Here is a 19,353-nt window from a genome sequence, read left to right as displayed (position 1 = left end):
ACACTTTGCAACCATTATGTCAGAACCTGCCACAGTTACAAAAGGTGCGCCATGGCGACGGCCCTGAAGATTAACGGAACCCCTCATCAGATCGACCTGCCAGATGATGTCCCCCTGCTTTGGGTTCTGAGGGATGAGGTTGGCCTGACCGGCACCAAGTTTGGCTGTGGCGTCGCCGCTTGCGGCGCCTGTACGGTTCATATCGATGGCGAGGCGGTACGTTCGTGCCAAGTGGCGCTGTCGGATGTCTGGGGTGACGTGACCACAATCGAAGGCGTCGGCACGCCAGAAGCACTGGCTACGATCCAGAAATCCTGGGCTGATCATCAGGTGGCGCAATGTGGCTATTGCCAGTCGGGCCAGATCATGCAGGCCGCTGCCCTGCTTGCGGAAAACCCTGCGCCCACGGACGCAGAGATCGATGAGGCGATGCAGGGAAACCTGTGCCGCTGTGGCACCTACCCCCGCATCCGGGCCGCGATCCACGACGCAGCCTCCAAGTTGAAGGAGGCGTAAGAGATGGCTTCTGTTGGCAAAATTATCCGCCGCACGTTCCTGATCGGCTCGGCCGCGATCGTCGGTGGCGTCGCCTTTGGCGCGTATTATGTCACCCGCCCTGCCCCCAACCCGCTGAAACCGAAAGAGGGTGAAGCGGCCCTGAACCCCTTCGTACTGATCGATCAGAATGGCATCACCCTGTTCGCGCCCCGTGCCGAGATGGGACAGGGCGTGAAAACCACGTGGGCCGCGCTGATCGCCGAAGAACTGGATGTCGATCTGGATCAGATCACCGTTCTGCATGGTCCGGCAGCCGCCGCCTATTACAACTCAGCCATGATGGGCGAGGGACTGCCAAACAAGGGCTACGACATCTCGGACTTCCAGCACAACTTAGGTGAAGCACTAGGTGTTCTTGGTAAGGCCCTTAGCCTGCAAGTCACAGGCGGCTCCACCTCGATGAAGGACGGGTTCGAGAGGATGCGGCAAGCCGGTGCTTCGGCCCGTGAAACGCTGAAACGCGCCGCCGCTGATCGGTTGGGTATCGACCCCTCGGATCTGAAAACAGCTTCAGGCTATGTCATCGCGCCGACCGGTGACAAGATCGCTTACACCGATCTTGCAGTGGAAGCGGCCGGACTGGAACCCGTCGAGGTACCTTTGCGAGACCCGTCCGAATGGCGTTATCTGGGACGGACACAACCGCGACTGGACATGGTGGGCAAAGTGACAGGCACTGCCGAGTTCGGCATCGATGTTCGCCTGCCCGGTATGAAATTTGCTGCCGTGCGCATGAACCCCAAACTGGGCGGCGCGATGAACAGCTTTGACGACAGTGCTGCAGTATCCATGCCCGGGGTCGAGAAGGTTGTTGATCTGGGCACAGGTGTTGCCGTGATCGCGAACAACACATGGCTGGCCAATCAGGCGGTTGAGGCTGTTGAGATCGACTGGGGTGATGCGCCATATCCACCTGATACCGATGGCATTTTCTCAAAGATTGCAGAGGCGTTTGACGAAGCGCCGAACTCGACCATGCGCGATGATGGCGATATCAGCGTGACGCCGGATGGCGCAACCGAGGTCACTGCCGAATACCAAGTGCCTTATCTGGCGCACGCCACGATGGAGCCGATGAATGCCACCGCGCTCTATACCGGAAACGCTCTGGAACTGTGGTGCGGCAATCAGGCCCCGACGCTGATCCGTTTTCGCGCTGCGAATACCGCAAATCTGGACACTGAGGCTGTTCAGATTCACACCACCTATCTGGGGGGAGGGTTTGGCCGCCGGGGCGAACTGGATTTCGGAGAAATCGCCACCAAGGTCGCCATGGCCATGCCTGGCACACCGGTCCAGACAACCTGGAGCCGCGAAGAAGACATGCGTCACGACTACTTCCGCCCCGGCGCCATCGCCCGGATGCGCGGCGCTGTTCAGGACGGCAAGGCCGTTCTTATTGACGGCAAGGTTGCAGCGCAGTCCTGCACGCAACAGGCGGTCGAGCGTTACACCGGCTTCCCCGGAGGCGGACCCGACAAAGTGCTGGTCGAAGGGTTCTTCAACCAGCCTTACGCCGTGCCAAACTACCGGATGAGCGGCCACGTCGCTGATCTGGCTGTCCCGGTGGGCTTCTGGCGTTCGGTCGGCAACAGCCACAACGGCTTTTTCCACGAGACCTTCATGGACGAATTGGCCCATGCCGCAGGGCGCGACCCGCTGGACTTCCGGCTAGAACTGATGAGAACCGAACATGCCCCATCTGCAGGATGTCTGGAGGCGGTCAGGGAAATGTCCAACTGGACAGGAAAAACACCTGACGGTGTAGGCCGTGGCGTGGCCTTCACCTACAGCTTCGGCACTCCGGTGGCTCAGGTTATCGAAGTGGTCGACGAAGACGGTGCCATCCGCATCCACAAGGCCTGGATCGCCTGCGACATGGGGCTGGCGCTAGACCCGGAAAACGTCAAGGCACAGATGTTTGGCGGCATGATGTATGGCCTGTCGGCTGCGTGTTTCGGCGAGATTACCTTTGCCGACGGGGAAGTCGAGCAGTTCAACTTTCCCGACTATGACGCCCTTCGTATGCATACTGCGCCACAAGTCGAGGTGCGCGTTCTGGAAACCAACCGCCATATGGGCGGCGCTGGTGAGCCCGGCACGCCCCCCTCGATGCCCGCACTGGGCAACGCCCTGTTTGATTTGACGGGAAAACGCGCGCGCAGCCTGCCGCTGGTCAATCAGTTCAACCTGCTGGTCTGATTGCCATTTACCTTCCCCTGCACCGGTCCGTCGCGCGCCCGCACGGTCCGGTGCCCAAGTCAGGCTGTTTTCTGAACTGCCTGACAGGCAATCCCCGCCGTCCATCCCCGCACAGCCATGCCGAAGGCTTCGAACAAGGGGCGTGAAACCGGGTCGTTGATCGCATCCCATTCGGGATGCCATTGCACGGACAGCGTAAATCCGGGCGCGTCCTTGATGTAGATCGCCTCGGGCGTTCCATCCGGCGCATGCCCATCGATCACCACACGCTGTCCGATGCACTTGATCCCCTGCCCGTGCAGCGTGTTTGTCATGACCTCCTGCGCACCAAACAAGTCGTGGAACACACCGTTTTCCGTCAGTTTCACTACGTGGCGCAGCGCAAATTTTTCCTCAAGTGTACCATCGGGCGGCATCCGGTGGTTCATCCGCCCCGGCAGATCGCGAATTTCCGGATAGAGTGTTCCGCCCATGGCCACGTTGACCTCTTGAAATCCGCGGCATATGCCCAGAAACGGCTGACCCCGTTCCACACAGGCCCGAACCAGCGGCAGGGTGATCGCGTCACGCGCGCGGTCAAACTCTCCATGCGCCTCGGTTGCAGGTTCACCATATTCTTCGGGATGCACGTTGGGGCGACCGCCGGTCAGAAGAAAGCCGTCGCAAACTTCCAGCAACTCCTCAACCGACACATAACGGGGATCGGCGGGGATCAGCAGCGGCAAACATCCCGATACGTTCGCCACAGCGTCCGAATTCATCGTCCCCCCTGCATGGGTCGGGTATTGATCGTTCATGAGGTATGAGTTGCCGATAATACCAACAACGGGTCGAGACATTCCGCTTTCCTTGTTATTCATCCCCTTGAAAAGGAAGCTAACCGCAGCTTCACAGTCGTGCAAGAATACACCTCCTGCGTGACAGCGCAGGGACGTGTTCAGGGGTGCACAAATACCCCCCCGCGATCAGTCAAGTCACGGCTCGTTTTCCCCGCCTAAAACTTCAAGTCGGAAACATGCGCCAAGTCATTGCTTTGACGGAGATGCTCTCAATGGTCGGACCTAAATCTCGCCGTCCAACCCGGCGGCCTCAATTCCCGCCATCGCAACGGTAGCATCGTTTTCTGACGTGTCGCCGGTCACCCCTACGGCACCGATCACGTCCCCTTTTCGACCCCGCAGCAAGACCCCGCCCGGAACTGGTACGACCTGCCCGCCATACACTCCGTTTACCGCCGCCATAAAGTAGGCTTGCGCCTCGGCCCGTTGCATCTGTGCCGTGCCCGCCATGCCCAGCATGACAGAGCCATATGCCTTGCCATGCGCGATCGCAAAGCGGCCCGGTGCTGCATCATCCTCACGCTCGAACGCGATGACGTGGCCGCCTGCGTCCAGAACAACCACCGAAAGTGGCTTCAGCTCCATCTCGCGGCCTTTCTCAAGCGCTTTGCGGATAATGGTGCGGGCTTTGCGAAGGGAAACTTCCATGTGCATTCCTGTGTCTGCATGTCGAAAGAAGAAAGGGGGCGGATCGCCCCCTTCGTTTTACGCTGTGGCTGCCTTCAATTCCAGACGGCGTGCGTGCAGGACCGGCTCGGTGTAGCCCGAGGGCTGCACACGGCCTTTGAACACAAGGTCACAAGCCGCCTGAAAAGCAATTCCGTTAAAGCCCGGCGCCATCGGGACATAACCCGGATCGCTTTCATTCTGGCGGTCCACGACAGCCGCCATTTTCTGCATCGCAGCCATCACCTGTGCTTCGTCGACAATGCCATGATGCAGCCAGTTGGCCAGTGCCTGAGACGAAATCCGGCAGGTCGCACGGTCTTCCATCAACCCGATGTCGTTGATGTCGGGGACTTTGGAACATCCCACGCCCTGATCGACCCAACGCACGACATAGCCCAGAATGCCTTGTGCATTATTCTCGACCTCGCGCGAGATTTCCGCGTCACCAAGATTGCGGCCCCCCAGCAGGGGAATGGTCAGCAAATCGTAAAGCGTACCTCGGGCACCCGCCGCTGCGATCTCGTCCTGACGGGCCAGTACGTTGACCTTGTGGTAATGTGTGGCGTGCAGCGTCGCAGCTGTAGGCGACGGCACCCAGGCGCAGGTGGCGCCAGATTGCGGATGGCTAATCTTTTGCTCCAGCATATCGCCCATCCGGTCCGGCATCGCCCACATGCCTTTGCCGATCTGCGCCTTGCCTTTCAGGCCACAGGCCAAACCGATATCGACATTGCGGTCTTCATAAGACGCAATCCAGGGCGTGTTCTTGATGTCGCCCTTGGGCAGCATCGGCCCAGCCTCCATCGAGGTATGAATCTCATCCCCCGTGCGATCTAGGAAACCGGTATTGATGAAGGCGACGCGCGATTTCGCGGCGCGAATGCACTCTTTCAGGTTCACCGACGTGCGGCGTTCCTCATCCATGATCCCCAGCTTCACGGTGTTGCGCGGCAGGCCAAGGATGTCTTCGACCATGTCGAAAATCTCAACCGCAAAGGCAACCTCTTCCGGACCGTGCATCTTGGGCTTCACCACGTAGACCGACCCTTCGACCGAGTTACCCCCATCCCGTTGCAGGTCATGCATTGCGATCAGAGTGGTGCAGAGCGCGTCCATCAGCCCTTCGCCAATCTCGCGCCCTTCGGCGTCCAGAACGGCCGGGTTCGTCATCAAGTGGCCGACATTCCGCACCAGCATCAGCGAACGGCCTTTCAGGGTCGCCTGCTCACCTGTCGGTGTGGTGAAGGTCAGATCTTCTGCCAGCTTGCGGGTAAACGTTGCGTCGCCCTTGGTGACGTCTTCAGTCAGATCACCCTTCATCAAGCCCAGCCAGTTGCCATAGGCCACGACCTTGTCTGCCGCATCAACACAAGCGACCGAGTCCTCGCAGTCCATAATCGTTGAAAGGGCGGATTCCAGCCGGACATCGGCGATACCTGCGCGATCAGTGGCACCGATAGCGCCAGTCGGATCGATCATGATCTGAATATGCAGGCCATTGTTTTTCAGAAGCACAAAATCCGGCTTGTCTGCCGCGCCACCGAAACCAACAAATTGAGCAGGGTTTGCCAGTGCTGGGGAAAGAACACCTTCTTCGACATGCAGTCCCGACACGTCGACCCAAGACCCACCAGCCAGAGGAACAGCGTCATCCAGAAAAGCTTTCGCCCATGCAATCACCCGTGCACCGCGCGCCGCATCATACCCACCGCCTGTTGGCAGATCGCCTATCGCATCGGTGCCATAAAGCGCATCATACAGGCTGCCCCATCGCGCATTCGCCGCGTTCAGCGCAAAGCGCGCGTTGGTTATCGGCACAACCAGCTGCGGACCCGGCGTCAGCGCAATCTCGGGGTCGACATGCGTCGTGTCGATCTGAAACCCGTCGCCTTCCTCGACCAGATAACCAATTTCCTTTAGAAAAGCCTGATAGTCAGTGGGATCATTGCTCTGACCCTTGCGCGCAATATGCCAGCCATCGATGCGCCCTTGTATCTCGGCCCGCTTGGTCAGAAGCGCGCGGTTCTTCGGCCCCAGTTCAGACACCAGTCGCGCCAGACCCGCCCAGAAATCCTGTGCCGACACACCCGTACCCGGCAATGCCTGCGTCTCGATAAACTCTGCCAGTATTGGATCAATCTGCAGCCCGCTCAGGGTTTGTCTGCCACTCATCTTCCTGCTCTCCTGCGATTGTGTGCCATTGTATGCGTAAGTGACTTAGGCCGAAAGTTTCCGATAGGCAACTTTCGACTTAGCGTTTGGGTTATTCGGATCGAACGGAAGCTGTTTCAAAAACATCAAGGGAATGGCGGGGGCCAGTTGCAGCTCTGGAACGATGCCCCTAACGTCGCGCCAGACACGAACCGATGCGAGGCCCCCATGCGCGACGCTGCCCCCACCACGATCTTCCTGAAAGACTACACTCCGTTTGGTTATCTGCTGGACAGCGTGCACCTGACCTTCGATCTGTCTGCACATGCCACTCGAGTCACGTCGCGTATCGCGTTTCGTCCAAACCCCGACGCGACCGATCGCACCTTTTTTCTGCACGGCGAGGATCTGAACCTGATCCGCGCGTCCATCAACGGAACCGAAGTTTCGCCTGATGTCACGGACAAGGGCCTGACCGTCCATGTTCCCGACACCCCGTTCCTCTGGGAAGCCGAAGTTGAGATCGATCCGGGCAACAACACGGCGTTGGAGGGGCTTTATATGTCGAACGGCATGTATTGCACCCAGTGCGAGGCGGAAGGTTTCCGCAAGATCACATATTATCCGGATCGCCCCGATGTCATGTCCACCTTTACCGTGCGTATCAATGGCGACCTGCCGGTTCTTCTGTCGAACGGCAACCCCTCGGGCAAGGGCGAAGGATGGGCCGAATGGACCGACCCGTGGCCCAAGCCTGCCTATCTGTTTGCGCTTGTCGCTGGGGAACTTGTGGCCCATCCTGATCGGTTCACCACCAGATCAGGCCGGGATGTTGAGTTAAACCTGTGGGTGCGTCCGGGGGATGAAGGCAAGTGCGCCTTCGGTATGGAGGCGCTGAAGAAGTCCATGAAATGGGACGAAGATGTCTATGGCCGGGAATACGATCTGGACGTCTTCAACATCGTCGCCGTCGATGACTTCAACATGGGCGCGATGGAAAACAAGGGGCTGAACATCTTTAACTCTTCGGCTGTTCTGGCCAGTCCTGAAACCTCGACCGATGCCAATTTCGAACGGATCGAGGCGATCATCGCGCATGAGTATTTCCACAACTGGACAGGCAACCGCATCACCTGCCGCGACTGGTTCCAGCTGTGTCTGAAAGAAGGTCTGACCGTCTTCCGCGATGCACAGTTCACATCCGACATGCGCTCGGGCCCTGTGAAACGCATTCACGACGCCATCGACCTGCGCGCGCGGCAATTCCCCGAGGATAACGGCCCGCTCTCGCACCCGGTCCGGCCCGAAAGCTTTCAGGAGATCAACAATTTCTACACGGCCACCGTTTACGAAAAAGGTGCCGAAGTCATTGGCATGCTAAAACGGCTGGTCGGGGATGAGGCCTATGCAAAGGCGCTGGACCTCTATTTTGACCGCCATGACGGGCAGGCCTGCACGATCGAGGATTGGCTGAAAGTGTTCGAAGACACCACGGGCCGCGACCTGACCCAGTTCAAACGCTGGTACGGCCAGTCGGGCACACCGCGTTTGACCGTATCTGAAGATTGGGCCGACGGGACCTATACCCTGACGCTGAAACAGCGCACCGATCCCACACCGGGTCAGGCAGAGAAGCTGCCCCAGGTGATCCCAGTCGCCGTTGGCCTGCTGGGGTCAAACGGGGATGAGGTCCGCGCGACCGAAGTGCTGGAACTGACAGAGGCCGAGCAGAGTTTTCAGTTCACCGGGCTTGCGACAAGGCCCACAGCCTCGATCCTGCGCGATTTCTCGGCACCGGTCATTCTGGAACACGATCAGTCAAACGCCGAACGCGCGTTTCTGCTGGCGCATGACACAGATCCGTTCAACCGCTGGCAGGCTGGCAGATCGCTGGCGCAAAACACCTTGCTGCGGATGATCTTGGACGAGGCAACCCCGGACGCCGATTACCTTGACGGGCTGCTGGCCGTGCTGCGCGACGACACGCTGGACCCGGCCTATCGCGCCTTGATGCTTGGGCTGCCGACGCAATCCGAACTGGCTGCGGCGTTGCATGAACGCGGCCAGACGCCCGATCCGATGGCAATCTGGTCGGCGGTCGAAACGCTGCGGCAGGCCACGGCACAGCACGTGCAGGATCTGCTGCCCCGACTGCACAGCGAGGCGTTGGTGGATGGCCCCTACAGCCCGGATGCCGAGCAATCCGGCAAACGCGCCCTTGGCAGCGCGGCATTGGCGCTGACCTCTCGTCTGGACGGAGGGGCAATGGCGGCCGCTGTATATACCAAAGCGGATAACATGACCCTGCAACTGACAGCCCTGTCCTGCCTGTTGCGCGCCCGCAAGGGCGAGGCCCAGCTGACCGCCTTCTATGACCAATGGCATCATGACCGGCTGGTCATGGACAAATGGTTAGGCTTGCAGGTGACCATGGCCGCCCCCGAGGCGACACCGGAAACGGCAAAGGCATTGACCGGGCATCCCGATTTCAACTGGAAGAACCCGAACCGATTCCGCGCTGTCATGGGGGCCTTGGCGATGAACCACGCAGGGTTCCACCAGCCGGATGGTGCCGGGTACAGCCTGCTGGCCGATTGGCTGATCCGCCTTGATCCTGTGAACCCGCAAACCACGGCACGGATGTGTGCCGCCTTCCAGACCTGGAAACGGTACGACGCCGAGCGTCAGGGCCAGATGCGCGCGCAGCTTTCTCGCATTGCAGAAACACCGAACCTGTCGCGCGACACGACGGAAATGGTATCCCGCATCCTCGGCGCATGACACCCTACAGCTTTACCCGCCGCAACCGGAACACACGAACACTGGTCATTCTGGCCAGTGTCTACGCGGCCCTGCTGGCGCTGGTCATCCTGTTCGACGCGGCTTGGTGGGTTGTTGGCCTGCTGTCTCTTGCCACTCTCCCCGCAATCTGGGACGTGATCCAGAATACCAGCGCTGGCGTGCATCTGGACCGGGATGCGGTGCGCTGGTTCACGGGCAATCGTAAGGGAGATATCCCGATGCGGGATATCGACCATTTCCGATTTGACACCCGGTGGGACTTTTCCGTTCGCGTATCCATCGTCCTGAAATCCGGGAAACGAATCCGGCTGCCAGATGAGTCTCTGCCGCCGCATCGGGATCTGGAAACCATTCTGAAACAGGCAGGTTTTCGCGTAAACCGTCATCATTTCACTGTTTTCTGAAACACTGCGTGATCTAAGGGCGCATTGGACACAAAAAACAAAGTTTATTAAGCAAATTACTTGAATTGAGCCTGATACCTCGCCAGACTTCAGACTCAGTTAAGTGTTTTTACAGTTTTGAGTTTTACCATGTTTCGGTCGTTAAGGGCGCTGTTTGCCCAGCCCATATCCAATCCCACGGACGCCTCAGAAGATCTGTGCGCAACGAAATCTGCGCTGGCCGCTGCCCTGCCTGAACATGGGCAGCTCAACATTCCTGTTGCAACGTCGAATTGCGACAATCTGATTGGACATTCTACAATCGAACATGGGCGCTATCTGGCCAGACAGGATCGCTGGACCGAGTTGTCCGATGAAATGCGTGCAGCGGATCAGGATCGTGCCGCCGTATCAGATGGTATGCCGATTGCCGATCTTTTGGCGTTCGGGGCCCGATCTGACGTGGTTCTGGCTGCGGAACATGCGCTGTCGGACGGCAAGGCCATATCCGATTACGATTTGCTGGGTGGTATTTCGGAACTGGAAGGCGAGTTGTCAGACAATCCTGGTGATCCGATGATCGCTGCCGTTGTGGCGCTGGCCCATATCGACCTGGCCTGGGCCTGGCGCGGGAACGCCACGGACACGGCCCTTCCACCCTTGCACCGTTCGCGGTGTGCCGCTCATTTCGACCGGGCCGCTGCGATCCTGCCCAAGTGCAAGGCGGATGCACCAGACAGCCCTCTGATTGCGGCCGCCGGTTGTGCCCTGTTGGCCGGGCAGCGCAAATCAAACGCCCGCGTTGCCGATGAGTACGAGCGTTTGATCACGCTGGATCCGCGCAATCAGCGTCACATGCGCGCGATGGGCAGCCATCTATTACCCCGGTGGTTCGGCAGCTACGCGGAACTGGAATTGCAGGCCTTGCGCAATGCCGTCCGGACACAGGATATCTGGGGCGCTGGTGGATATACGTGGGTGCAATTCGATGCCATCGCTTTGGACGAAGAGGCCTGCGCGCAGGTCGATGTCGAGTATTTCCTTGAAGGATTACGCGATATCGTCGGTCTGCGCCCTGACCAGCAGATGATCAATATGTTGTCGGCCTATTGTGCAATCACCATTCAGAATGGTCACGGGCTGAACGAAAAGGCAGACAATGTCCGCGCTCAGATGCGCGACACCGCAAACTGGCTGATCCGCGATCACCTGACCGAGCTTCACCCCCTGATCTGGGCCCATGCCGCCAACGGGTTCAACAACTCGGTCCGCATCAACTCGCCCGAGCGGTTTGCTGCGCGAGGTCAGCGCGACGCACTGCGCGCCATCTCGGATTTGTTCCGGGACGAACTGCGCAGCGGCAAGGATGTGACCTTCACACCGTCCGGTCTGCAGTTTTCCAAGAACTGAACGCGTCAGGATTCCCCCTTGCCCCTAGGCCCTGCCGGGCCTAATACGCAGGCTTAGACTTCTGCGGAAATGAGGCGCGCCATGCTCGACCTGACATACGAAATGCCCAAACCCAAAACCATTGCCGGGGCCAAGCACGATTGGGAACTGGTAATCGGGATGGAGGTGCATGCGCAGGTCTCATCCAATGCCAAGCTGTTCTCGGGCGCGTCCACCAAATTCGGGGCCGAGCCGAACTCGAACGTGGCTTTCGTGGATGCGGCGATGCCGGGAATGCTGCCGGTGATCAACGAGTTCTGCGTGGAACAGGCGGTGCGCACCGGGCTGGGCCTGAAGGCGGATATCAATCTGAAATCGGCCTTTGACCGCAAGAACTATTTCTACCCTGATCTGCCGCAAGGTTACCAGATTTCCCAGCTTTATCATCCCATTGTGGGCGAAGGCGAGGTTCTGGTCGAGATGGGTGACGGCACTGCGCGCATGGTGCGGATTGAACGTATCCACATGGAGCAGGACGCCGGCAAATCAATCCACGACATGGACCCGCACATGTCTTTTGTCGATCTGAACCGGACCGGTGTCTGCCTGATGGAGATCGTCAGCCGCCCTGATATTCGCGGCCCGGAAGAGGCCGCAGCCTATATCGCCAAGCTGCGCCAGATCATGCGCTATCTGGGCACCTGCGACGGCAACATGCAGAACGGCAACCTGCGGGCGGACGTGAACGTCTCGATCTGTTTGCCGGGTGCTTATGAAAAATATCAGGAAACACAGGACTTTTCGCATCTGGGCACCCGTTGCGAGATCAAGAACATGAACTCGATGCGGTTCATCCAGCAGGCCATTGAGGTCGAAGCCCGCCGCCAGATCGCCATTGTCGAAGCCGGTGGCAAGGTCGAGCAGGAAACCCGCCTGTATGATCCGGACAAGGGCGAAACCCGGTCGATGCGGTCCAAGGAAGAAGCGCATGATTACCGCTATTTCCCCGATCCCGACCTGCTGCCGCTGGAGATCGAACAGGCATGGGTGGACGATATCGCCGCCCATCTGCCAGAGCTGCCTGACGACAAAAAAGCGCGCTTTATCAGTGAGTTCGGCCTGACCGACTATGACGCTTCGGTGCTGACTGCCGAAGTGGAATCGGCGGCCTATTTCGAAGAGGTCGCGCAGGGCCGCAATGGCAAACTGGCCGCGAACTGGGTGATCAACGAGCTGTTCGGACGTCTGAAAAAAGAAGACCACGACATCACGGAGTCGCCGGTTTCTCCGGCGCAGCTGGGTGGGATCATTGACCTGATTTCCTCTGATGCCATCTCGGGCAAGATCGCCAAGGACCTGTTTGAAATCGTCTATACTGAAGGCGGTGACCCGGCGCAGATCGTCGAGGATCGCGGAATGAAACAGGTCACCGACACCGGCGCGATCGAGGCCGCTTTGGACGAGATCATCGCGGCCAATCCAGCGCAGGTCGAGAAGGCCAAGGTGAACCCGAAACTGGCGGGGTGGTTCGTGGGTCAGGTGATGAAAGCGACCGGCGGCAAGGCCAACCCGAAGGCCGTTAACGATTTGGTCAGCAAGAAGCTGAGTTCCTGAACCTTACAATTTGTACAAGCCTGCCAGTGGCAACTGTCAGGTTTGTACAATCAGATTTCCACGATTTCTTAAGAAATGGGGTCAGCTCATCGGCTTGACTTCGCCTGTGATTGCACCCTTTCTTCCGACCCAGAGAGGTGAGGTATCATGCAGAACAGATTTGATCAGGAACTCGAAGATCGGCTGGTGCGTTACGCGGCGATCAGCAGTCAGAGCGACGAGACCTCGGCGACCACGCCGAGCACACAGATACAGTTCGACATGCTGAACCTGCTGAAGCAGGAACTGACCGAGATCGGCGCCAGCGATGTGACGCTGACAGGTGACAGCGTGGTCATCGCGACCATCCCCGGCACCGCACCCGGCCCGACGGTAGGCTTTCTGGCGCATGTGGATACGGCCCCCCAGTTCAATGCAACGGGCGTCAAGCCGCGGGTGATCAAGGGGTACAACGGTGGCGACATTTCCTTTCCGGACGATCCGGATCTGGTGCTGTCTCCGGACGAGAACCCCTATCTGGCCGAAAAGATCGGACATGATCTGATCACGGCATCGGGTACCACCCTGCTGGGCGCGGATGACAAGGCCGGGGTGTCGATCCTGATGACTATGGCCCGGCATCTGATCGAAAACCCGGATATCCCGCACGGGCCTATCCGCATTGCCTTTACCCCGGATGAAGAGATCGGGCGCGGCGTTACCGAACAGCTGCCCAAGGATCTGGGGGCGGATTTCGCCTATACTCTGGACGGTGCCGAAGTGGGCGAGATCGAATATGAAAGCTTTTCGGCCGACCGTGCCGTGATCCGGATCGAGGGGGTATCGATCCACCCCGGACTGGCCAAGGACAAGATGGTGAACGCAGCCCATCTGGCGGCGAAGATCGTGCAGACCTTGCCGCAGGCCACCATGACGCCCGAAACAACCGATGGCCGCGACGGGTTCATCCATGTCACCGACATGAGCGGTGGATCGTCCGAGATGGAAATCAAGCTGATCCTGCGCGATTTTGAGATGGAGGGCCTTGAGGCCCAACGTGACATCGTAAGGCAGGTCTGTGCCGCCGTGCAGGCCACGGAACCGCGCGCGACCATCACCTGCGATATCAGCCACCAATACCGGAACATGCGCTATTGGCTGGAAAACGACATGACACCGGTTGATCTGGCGCGCGACGCCTGCCGCGAGCTGGGGATCGAGCCGCTGTCGGTCCCGATCCGCGGCGGCACCGACGGGTCGCGCCTGACCGAGTTCGGTACCCCCTGCCCTAACCTGTTCACCGGAATGCAGTGCATTCACGGGCCGCTGGAGTGGATATCGGTGCAGGACATGGCAGTGGCGACCGAGCTGTGCCTGTCGGTTGTGACCAAGGCGGCACAGGCTGGCGGCAATAATCAGGGCTGAAAACCGCCGGTCGGGCGACGGCTCTTTCACCCGGGGGTCAGCGTGGTAAGTTGGCGTGAACAGGTATTTAGGAACACTTGATGCAGCTTTTTGAGTACAAGGTCGTCCCCGCGCCGCAAAAGGGCGTGAAAGCCAAGGGCGTGAAAACGGCCGAGGGCCGCTTTGCGGTCTCGGTCGAACAGGTTCTGAACCAGATGGCGCAGGACGGCTGGGAATACCAGCGCGCCGAGCTGCTGCCCAGCGAGGAACGCTCGGGCCTGACCGGATCGACCACAAACTGGCGCAATGTGCTGGTGTTTCGGCGGGTCGTGGCCGAGGAAGTCGATGCGTCGATGATCGGAGACGTACCCGAGTTTGACGACACCCCATTGGCCCAACCGATCCCCGGCCCCGGTGTGGTGGCCGCGCCGAAACCAATTTCGGAAGACGCGAATGAGCCGCCTTTGTCGTTGAAAAGCCGGGAACAGGTTGACCAAGATACGGATACCGCGGGCGACAAGAAAGACGCCTGAGACGGATCAAGGTTTGACCCGCGGTCACACCTGCAACACGGTGTGCACCGCAGATTGATCAGCCCGCCCGCGGGCAGGTTTGGCGCTGCGGGCGCGATATGTGCTTATCAACCCAGCGAAATCTGTGGCATGTTAGCCGGACAACCGGGAGGGACTTTGAAATGGGTATTCGGCAGACACAGGGGCGGGCACGCCTGTATGACAGCATCCTTGATACAGTCGGCGACACGCCCTGTATCCGGGTCAACCGGATCGCGCCGGAACATGTGACCGTTTATGTGAAGTTCGAAGCGTTCAATCCGGCGGGGTCGGTCAAGGACAGGCTGGCGCTGAACATCATCGAGGCGGCAGAACGGGATGGGCGGCTGAAACCCGGCCAGACGGTTGTCGAGGCGACGTCGGGCAATACCGGGATCGGGCTTGCCATGGTCTGTGCGGCCAAGGGATATCCGCTGGTCGTGACGATGGCCGAAAGCTTTTCGGTCGAGCGGCGCAAGCTGATGCGCTTTCTGGGCGCGAAGGTTGTTCTGACCCCCAAGGCACAAAAGGGGTTCGGCATGTATACCAAGGCCAAGGAACTGGCCGAGGAAAACGGGTGGTTTCTGGCCAGCCAGTTCGAGACTGCTGCCAATGCCGATATTCACGAGAATACGACCGCGCGGGAAATCCTTGCGGATTTCGAAGGCAAGCAGCTGGATTACTGGGTGACGGGCTATGGCACCGGCGGCACTGTCACCGGGGTGTCACGCATGTTGCGCAAAGAGCGGCCCAATACGAAAATCATCCTGACCGAACCGGCTAATGCCGCCATCGTGTCGTCAGGCTATGTGAATACGCGCAACGACGATCACCAGCCCACCGAAAGCCACCCCAATTTCGAGCCGCACCCGATTCAGGGTTGGACACCGGATTTCATTCCATGGGTCCTTCAGGAAGCCATCGACAATTCCTATTACGACCAACTGGTCCCTATTCCGGGGCCGCAAGGGATTGAGTGGTCGCGCCGCCTTGCCTCGGAAGAGGGGATATTCACCGGGATCTCGGGCGGGTCGACCTTTGCGGTGGCGATGAAGCTGGCCGAAACCGCAGCCCCGGGATCGGTCATGCTGGTGATGCTGCCGGATACGGGCGAGCGTTACCTGTCGACGCCTCTGTTCGAGGGGATCGAAGACGTCATGACGGATGAGGAATATGCGATCTCGGCCTCGACCCCGTCGGCACAGATGAGCGCGGAATAAGGCGCAGCGTCAGGTTCCAATATCCAGCGCCAGCGCGTGGATGCGGGGCACGATGTCGCCCAGCGCCTTGTGCACGGCCCGGTGGCGGGCGACGCGGGATTGACCCGCAAACGCGGCGGCGCGGATGCGGACGTTGAAATGGCTTTCGCCGCCTTCCCTGTGGCCTGCATGGCCGCGATGGCTTTCGCTGTCGTCGATCACGTCAAGTTCATGCGGGTCAAAGGCGGCTTGCAGGCAGGTTCGGATTTCGTCGGTCACGCTCATTTTTTTGCTCAGCGGCAAAATTTTTGCCGCTCCCCTCTTCTACTTTCGGCTGCTTAGACTAAACTGCTGCCTCCGAGTCGAAAAGATGCGTTCGTGAGGATAGAGCATGGCGAAATCAGACCCCTTCGGATTCGATATGTCCGTTTCCAGCGCCAAGAAAAAGAACCCGCGTGGGCGCCGGGGCATGTCGGGCGCGTCCGAGACCTCGGTCCGGATCTGCGATCACGACGGGTGTGACGAGCCGGGCAAGTTCCGCGCTCCCAAGGCACCGGATGTGCTGGATGACTATTTCTGGTTCTGCCAGCAGCACGTGCGCGAGTATAACCAGAAGTGGAATTTCTTCGACGGCACCACCGAGGCCGAGCTGAACGCGCAGCGCTCGAAGGACAAGGTTTGGGAACGTGAGACCAAGCCGATGGGAGACCCGGAGGCGCGCGCCTGGGCCCGTCTGGGCATTGAGGACCCGCATCAGGTTCTGGGCGCCAACAGCACGCAGAACAAGGGGCGCACCTCGGGTGGTGGTGGACGTCGCCTGCCCCCCACTGAACGCCGCGCGATCGAGATTCTGGAGGCCAATGACAGCTGGTCAAAGACCGAAGTGCGCAAAGCGTACAAGAAGCTGATCAAGGTGTTGCACCCGGACATGAACGGCGGCGACCGGTCGCAGGAAGAGCAGTTGCAAGAGGTCGTCTGGGCCTGGGACCAGATCAAGGACAGCCGGAATTTCAAGTAAGGCCGCCTTCAATCGCCAGTTGTTTACACAGTTTGAAACGATTGTGAGGATGCTGTCTGGAAACCCGTTTCAATTCCCGCGATAGTGGCAGGGAATAGAACCAGAGCTTTTCCCGGAGCATCCACTGTGCGTATGCCTTTCTTACTGTTGCTTGCCTCGCTTTGCGGGCTGGTCGTGGCGCAGTTCTATCCAACCGAGATGGACTGGCTGTTCCTTTTGTCCCTGCTTTGTGTGTTCGCCAGTACGATCCTTCTGATCCGGGCATGGTTCGACTGGCGCAGGGCCAACACGTGGATCATCGTGGACGGTTCGAACGTGATGCACTGGAAAGACGGCGCCCCGGATCTGGCGACGTTGCGGCAGGTTCTGGCCAGCCTGAAGCAAGCCGGGTTCAAACCGGGCGTCGTGTTCGATGCGAATGTCGGGTACAAGGTCGAAGGGGAATACATGAACGACCGGGCGCTGAGCCGCGCCCTGGGCTTGCGGGCCAAGCGGGTCATGGTCGCGCCCAAAGGCACGCCGGCAGATCCGCTGATCTTGCAGGCGGCGCGGGACAGCAGGGCGCGTATCGTGACAAATGACAGGTTCCGCGACTGGGAGGACGAGTTTCCGGATGTGTTGAAAGCGGATCGCCTTGTGAAAGGTGGTTTTCGCAAAGACGAGCTTTGGTTTTCGCTTTGACCACGCGTCCACAGCTTTACGCAACGATCCCGGTTTCGTAGCGTTCAGGAATGATACCGACGGGCCCCTGCCCCGAAATAACCGTTTTGGATGCAAGCACCGTGGCACGCAAAGAGCAGAAACCGCCAAAAGCCAAGATCCCGCCAGATCATCTGTTTTCTGACATCGTCAGCGAAGCCTACAGGGTTTTCGCCTATCCAAAGCCGACCAGTATCGAGGTTTGCGAAGGCTGCTGCATGGACGCCGATATTGAGGCGGATTTCTTTACACCGCCCGTTGCCGAGCTTCCCCTGCATTACGTTCAGGACTGGTTCTTTGCCGCTTGTGATCCTGCGGGGATAGCCCGCGACACATGGGGGTACCTGCTGCCCCGGATCCTTGAGATTCTGGCCATGGACGAAGACCCCGCCAGCGTTGGGCTGGAGGTGAGCCTGAACCGGTTTGAAACCGGCAACCCAGAGAACTGGTCACCCGAGGAATGGCAGGTTCTGGACCGGTTCCAGCGTGCATATCTGAAACGCGAAATGGAACGGGAACGCGGCTGCCTAGACGATACGCTTTGCATGTTCGCCCTGGCAGGATGGCCGCTGGAGTCGCTGTTCGAACAGGTCGCCGCAAGCCCGGATACCGAATTGGTGCTGCGTCTGTGGCGCGATTGGTGTGCATATTGTATTCCGGGGCGGGACTCGATCTGGATTACCGCATTCTGGAACAGCCCCGGCAATACGCGGGCCTTTGAGTTTTACACCTCGGAAGCGATGCACGACAGAATGACCCGCATCGCGTTCGCCGAGGACACTCCGAAGGATATCGCGGAAAAGGCACTGTCCGTAGCCAGTGTTATCGAGACCCATGCCGATTGGGCAATGGGTGGGTTGTCGACCTAAGGTCTGAGCCGGAACTCGACAATTTCGGTTTCCTGAAACCAGTTGAAATTGTCGTCGGATATCACGGATATGCGTATGTCACCTGCTTCGTCGCGCCATACCGATATCCCCTCGAGGTTGTCGTAAGCCCCCAGACGTGTCCTCAGGAGCAGTTGCGCGTCTTCCAAACCTGTTTCGGTGTACAGAAAGCTTCGGATCTGGGTGGCGACGCCCAAAGGCCAGACATATCTGCGCTCGAGAACATACAGGCGGCCATCCGGGCCAAAATCCGCCCCGACAGGGTCGAATCCCGGCGTGACCGGCATGTAAAACGGGATATCCCAGTCGGTTTTCACCGCTGCTTCGTTTTTGTCGGTTCCCTTCAGCGGGATCAGCGTTACGACCATTTCGGTGGCAGCGACACTGGAGCGAAACAGCGGGACCACTCCGTCTTCCTCTGGCCAGCGCTCGGGGATAGCGATCAGTTTGCCATCCGGATCGATCGCCAACGATTCCAGCCCTTTATTGTACGATAGCCGCCCGACCTGTTTCGGCGCCGGTACCCAGGCGGAGTCGTTATGCCCCGGCAAAAACAGGTTGAGACCCTGGGATCCCTCGATGGAGACAAAGAGACGCCCGTCGGATGCCAAAGCCAAACCCTCGGAATCTGCGGACGAGTAATTCCCCAGATCACTGACCAGACGGTCAAGGTGTATGTCCGAGACGCCGACAATCCGCCCCTCCTGCCGCTGAAAGCGGCCGCGCTGAAAGGCGGCTCGGTCCGACAAGGCGATGAAGTCGAGCCCATTGCCTTGAACCTCCAACCCGGAAAAGCCGCCGCTGCGTTCGTTTTCGGAGGTATCCCAGACAAAAACGCCCACCTCTTCGACTTTGGAAACGGGCAGCGGCACGAAGGTCAGGAACAGGCCAAAGGCACCAACCAGCGCGACCAGTACCAAACCGATGGGAAAGGCGTTGCGCCTGATCTTGGTGAGAACCGATGCCTTGGGCATGCGCCGCCTCCGGGAGTGTTGCGACCTGCTGTTTC

At 59.3% G+C, this 19,353-nt stretch carries 17 protein-coding genes; 12 read left to right on the top strand and 5 right to left on the bottom strand.

Annotated features, from left to right (window positions below; translation table 11 throughout):
* The first annotated feature begins 51 nt into the window (after window positions 1-51).
* Both ACR0LL_RS01060 and ACR0LL_RS01055 read left to right on the top strand, forming a co-directional pair.
* The gene (locus ACR0LL_RS01060; RefSeq protein ID WP_480583107.1) at window positions 52-516 is read left to right on the top strand and encodes a (2Fe-2S)-binding protein; all 465 of its coding nucleotides are present in this window, start codon (window positions 52-54) and stop codon (window positions 514-516) included.
* Window positions 517-519: 3 nt separating this feature from the next.
* On the top strand, window positions 520-2,760 hold the full coding sequence (locus tag ACR0LL_RS01055; protein WP_480583104.1) for a xanthine dehydrogenase family protein molybdopterin-binding subunit: 2,241 nt from the start codon (window positions 520-522) through the stop codon (window positions 2,758-2,760).
* 59 nt (window positions 2,761-2,819) lie between these two features.
* Here the strand turns inward: ACR0LL_RS01055 and ACR0LL_RS01050 are convergent, their stop codons facing one another.
* From ACR0LL_RS01050 to ACR0LL_RS01040, 3 genes are all read right to left on the bottom strand, one after another.
* On the bottom strand, window positions 2,820-3,599 hold the full coding sequence (locus tag ACR0LL_RS01050) for a gamma-glutamyl-gamma-aminobutyrate hydrolase family protein (protein ID WP_480583101.1): 780 nt from the start codon (window positions 3,597-3,599) through the stop codon (window positions 2,820-2,822).
* A gap of 222 nt (window positions 3,600-3,821) precedes the next feature.
* Window positions 3,822-4,247, bottom strand: a complete 426-nt coding sequence (locus ACR0LL_RS01045; RefSeq protein ID WP_480583098.1) for a GlcG/HbpS family heme-binding protein — start codon at window positions 4,245-4,247, stop codon at window positions 3,822-3,824.
* Between the two features lie 57 nt (window positions 4,248-4,304).
* On the bottom strand, window positions 4,305-6,440 hold the full coding sequence (locus tag ACR0LL_RS01040; protein WP_480583095.1) for a malate synthase G: 2,136 nt from the start codon (window positions 6,438-6,440) through the stop codon (window positions 4,305-4,307).
* Between the two features lie 207 nt (window positions 6,441-6,647).
* Between ACR0LL_RS01040 and pepN the strand changes: the two genes are divergently transcribed.
* The 7 genes from pepN to ACR0LL_RS01005 all read left to right on the top strand — a co-directional run bounded on the left by pepN (window position 6,648) and on the right by ACR0LL_RS01005 (window position 15,761).
* A complete protein-coding gene (gene pepN / locus ACR0LL_RS01035; RefSeq protein ID WP_480583092.1) occupies window positions 6,648-9,200 on the top strand; it encodes an aminopeptidase N in 2,553 nt (850 codons plus the stop codon).
* Window positions 9,197-9,625 (top strand): hypothetical protein, encoded by a 429-nt coding sequence (locus tag ACR0LL_RS01030; protein WP_267364279.1) that lies wholly within the window; start codon window positions 9,197-9,199, stop codon window positions 9,623-9,625. The genes pepN and ACR0LL_RS01030 overlap by 4 nt, the downstream gene beginning before the upstream one ends.
* 129 nt (window positions 9,626-9,754) lie before the next feature.
* Window positions 9,755-11,014 (top strand): hypothetical protein, encoded by a 1,260-nt coding sequence (locus ACR0LL_RS01025; RefSeq protein ID WP_480481823.1) that lies wholly within the window; start codon window positions 9,755-9,757, stop codon window positions 11,012-11,014.
* Between the two features lie 81 nt (window positions 11,015-11,095).
* On the top strand, window positions 11,096-12,607 hold the full coding sequence (gatB, locus tag ACR0LL_RS01020; RefSeq protein ID WP_267365910.1) for an Asp-tRNA(Asn)/Glu-tRNA(Gln) amidotransferase subunit GatB: 1,512 nt from the start codon (window positions 11,096-11,098) through the stop codon (window positions 12,605-12,607).
* Between the two features lie 147 nt (window positions 12,608-12,754).
* Window positions 12,755-14,011 (top strand): peptidase T, encoded by a 1,257-nt coding sequence (pepT, locus tag ACR0LL_RS01015; RefSeq protein WP_480583089.1) that lies wholly within the window; start codon window positions 12,755-12,757, stop codon window positions 14,009-14,011.
* A gap of 80 nt (window positions 14,012-14,091) precedes the next feature.
* Window positions 14,092-14,523 carry a DUF4177 domain-containing protein gene (locus tag ACR0LL_RS01010; protein WP_480583086.1) on the top strand — a complete coding sequence of 144 codons (432 nt, stop codon included), beginning with the start codon at window positions 14,092-14,094 and terminating at the stop codon, window positions 14,521-14,523.
* Between the two features lie 161 nt (window positions 14,524-14,684).
* Window positions 14,685-15,761: a PLP-dependent cysteine synthase family protein gene (locus ACR0LL_RS01005; RefSeq protein WP_480583083.1), complete on the top strand. Its 1,077-nt coding sequence runs from the start codon at window positions 14,685-14,687 to the stop codon at window positions 15,759-15,761.
* A 9-nt stretch (window positions 15,762-15,770) separates the two neighbouring features.
* Here the strand turns inward: ACR0LL_RS01005 and ACR0LL_RS01000 are convergent, their stop codons facing one another.
* Complete coding sequence (locus tag ACR0LL_RS01000) at window positions 15,771-16,025, bottom strand: BolA family protein (protein ID WP_267365906.1); 255 nt, start codon at window positions 16,023-16,025, stop codon at window positions 15,771-15,773.
* Between the two features lie 106 nt (window positions 16,026-16,131).
* On the opposite strand from ACR0LL_RS01000, the gene ACR0LL_RS00995 reads away from it, so the two are divergent.
* The 3 genes from ACR0LL_RS00995 to ACR0LL_RS00985 all read left to right on the top strand — a co-directional run bounded on the left by ACR0LL_RS00995 (window position 16,132) and on the right by ACR0LL_RS00985 (window position 18,326).
* Window positions 16,132-16,758, top strand: coding sequence for a DnaJ domain-containing protein (locus ACR0LL_RS00995; RefSeq protein ID WP_267365905.1), 627 nt, complete (start codon window positions 16,132-16,134; stop codon window positions 16,756-16,758).
* 132 nt (window positions 16,759-16,890) lie between these two features.
* Window positions 16,891-17,439 (top strand): NYN domain-containing protein, encoded by a 549-nt coding sequence (locus ACR0LL_RS00990; RefSeq protein ID WP_267365904.1) that lies wholly within the window; start codon window positions 16,891-16,893, stop codon window positions 17,437-17,439.
* Between the two features lie 101 nt (window positions 17,440-17,540).
* Complete coding sequence (locus ACR0LL_RS00985) at window positions 17,541-18,326, top strand: hypothetical protein (RefSeq protein WP_480583080.1); 786 nt, start codon at window positions 17,541-17,543, stop codon at window positions 18,324-18,326.
* On the opposite strand, the gene ACR0LL_RS00980 is transcribed toward ACR0LL_RS00985, so the two are convergent.
* A complete protein-coding gene (locus tag ACR0LL_RS00980; RefSeq protein ID WP_480583077.1) occupies window positions 18,323-19,318 on the bottom strand; it encodes an esterase-like activity of phytase family protein in 996 nt (331 codons plus the stop codon). The two genes, ACR0LL_RS00985 and ACR0LL_RS00980, sit on opposite strands and share 4 nt — an antisense overlap.
* Window positions 19,319-19,353: the final 35 nt, after the last annotated feature.

It is taken from the genome of Ruegeria sp. AI2 (genome assembly GCF_056541275.1).
The sequence above is the reverse complement of the archived record's forward strand: the minus strand, read 5'-3'. Positions and strand labels throughout refer to the sequence as shown.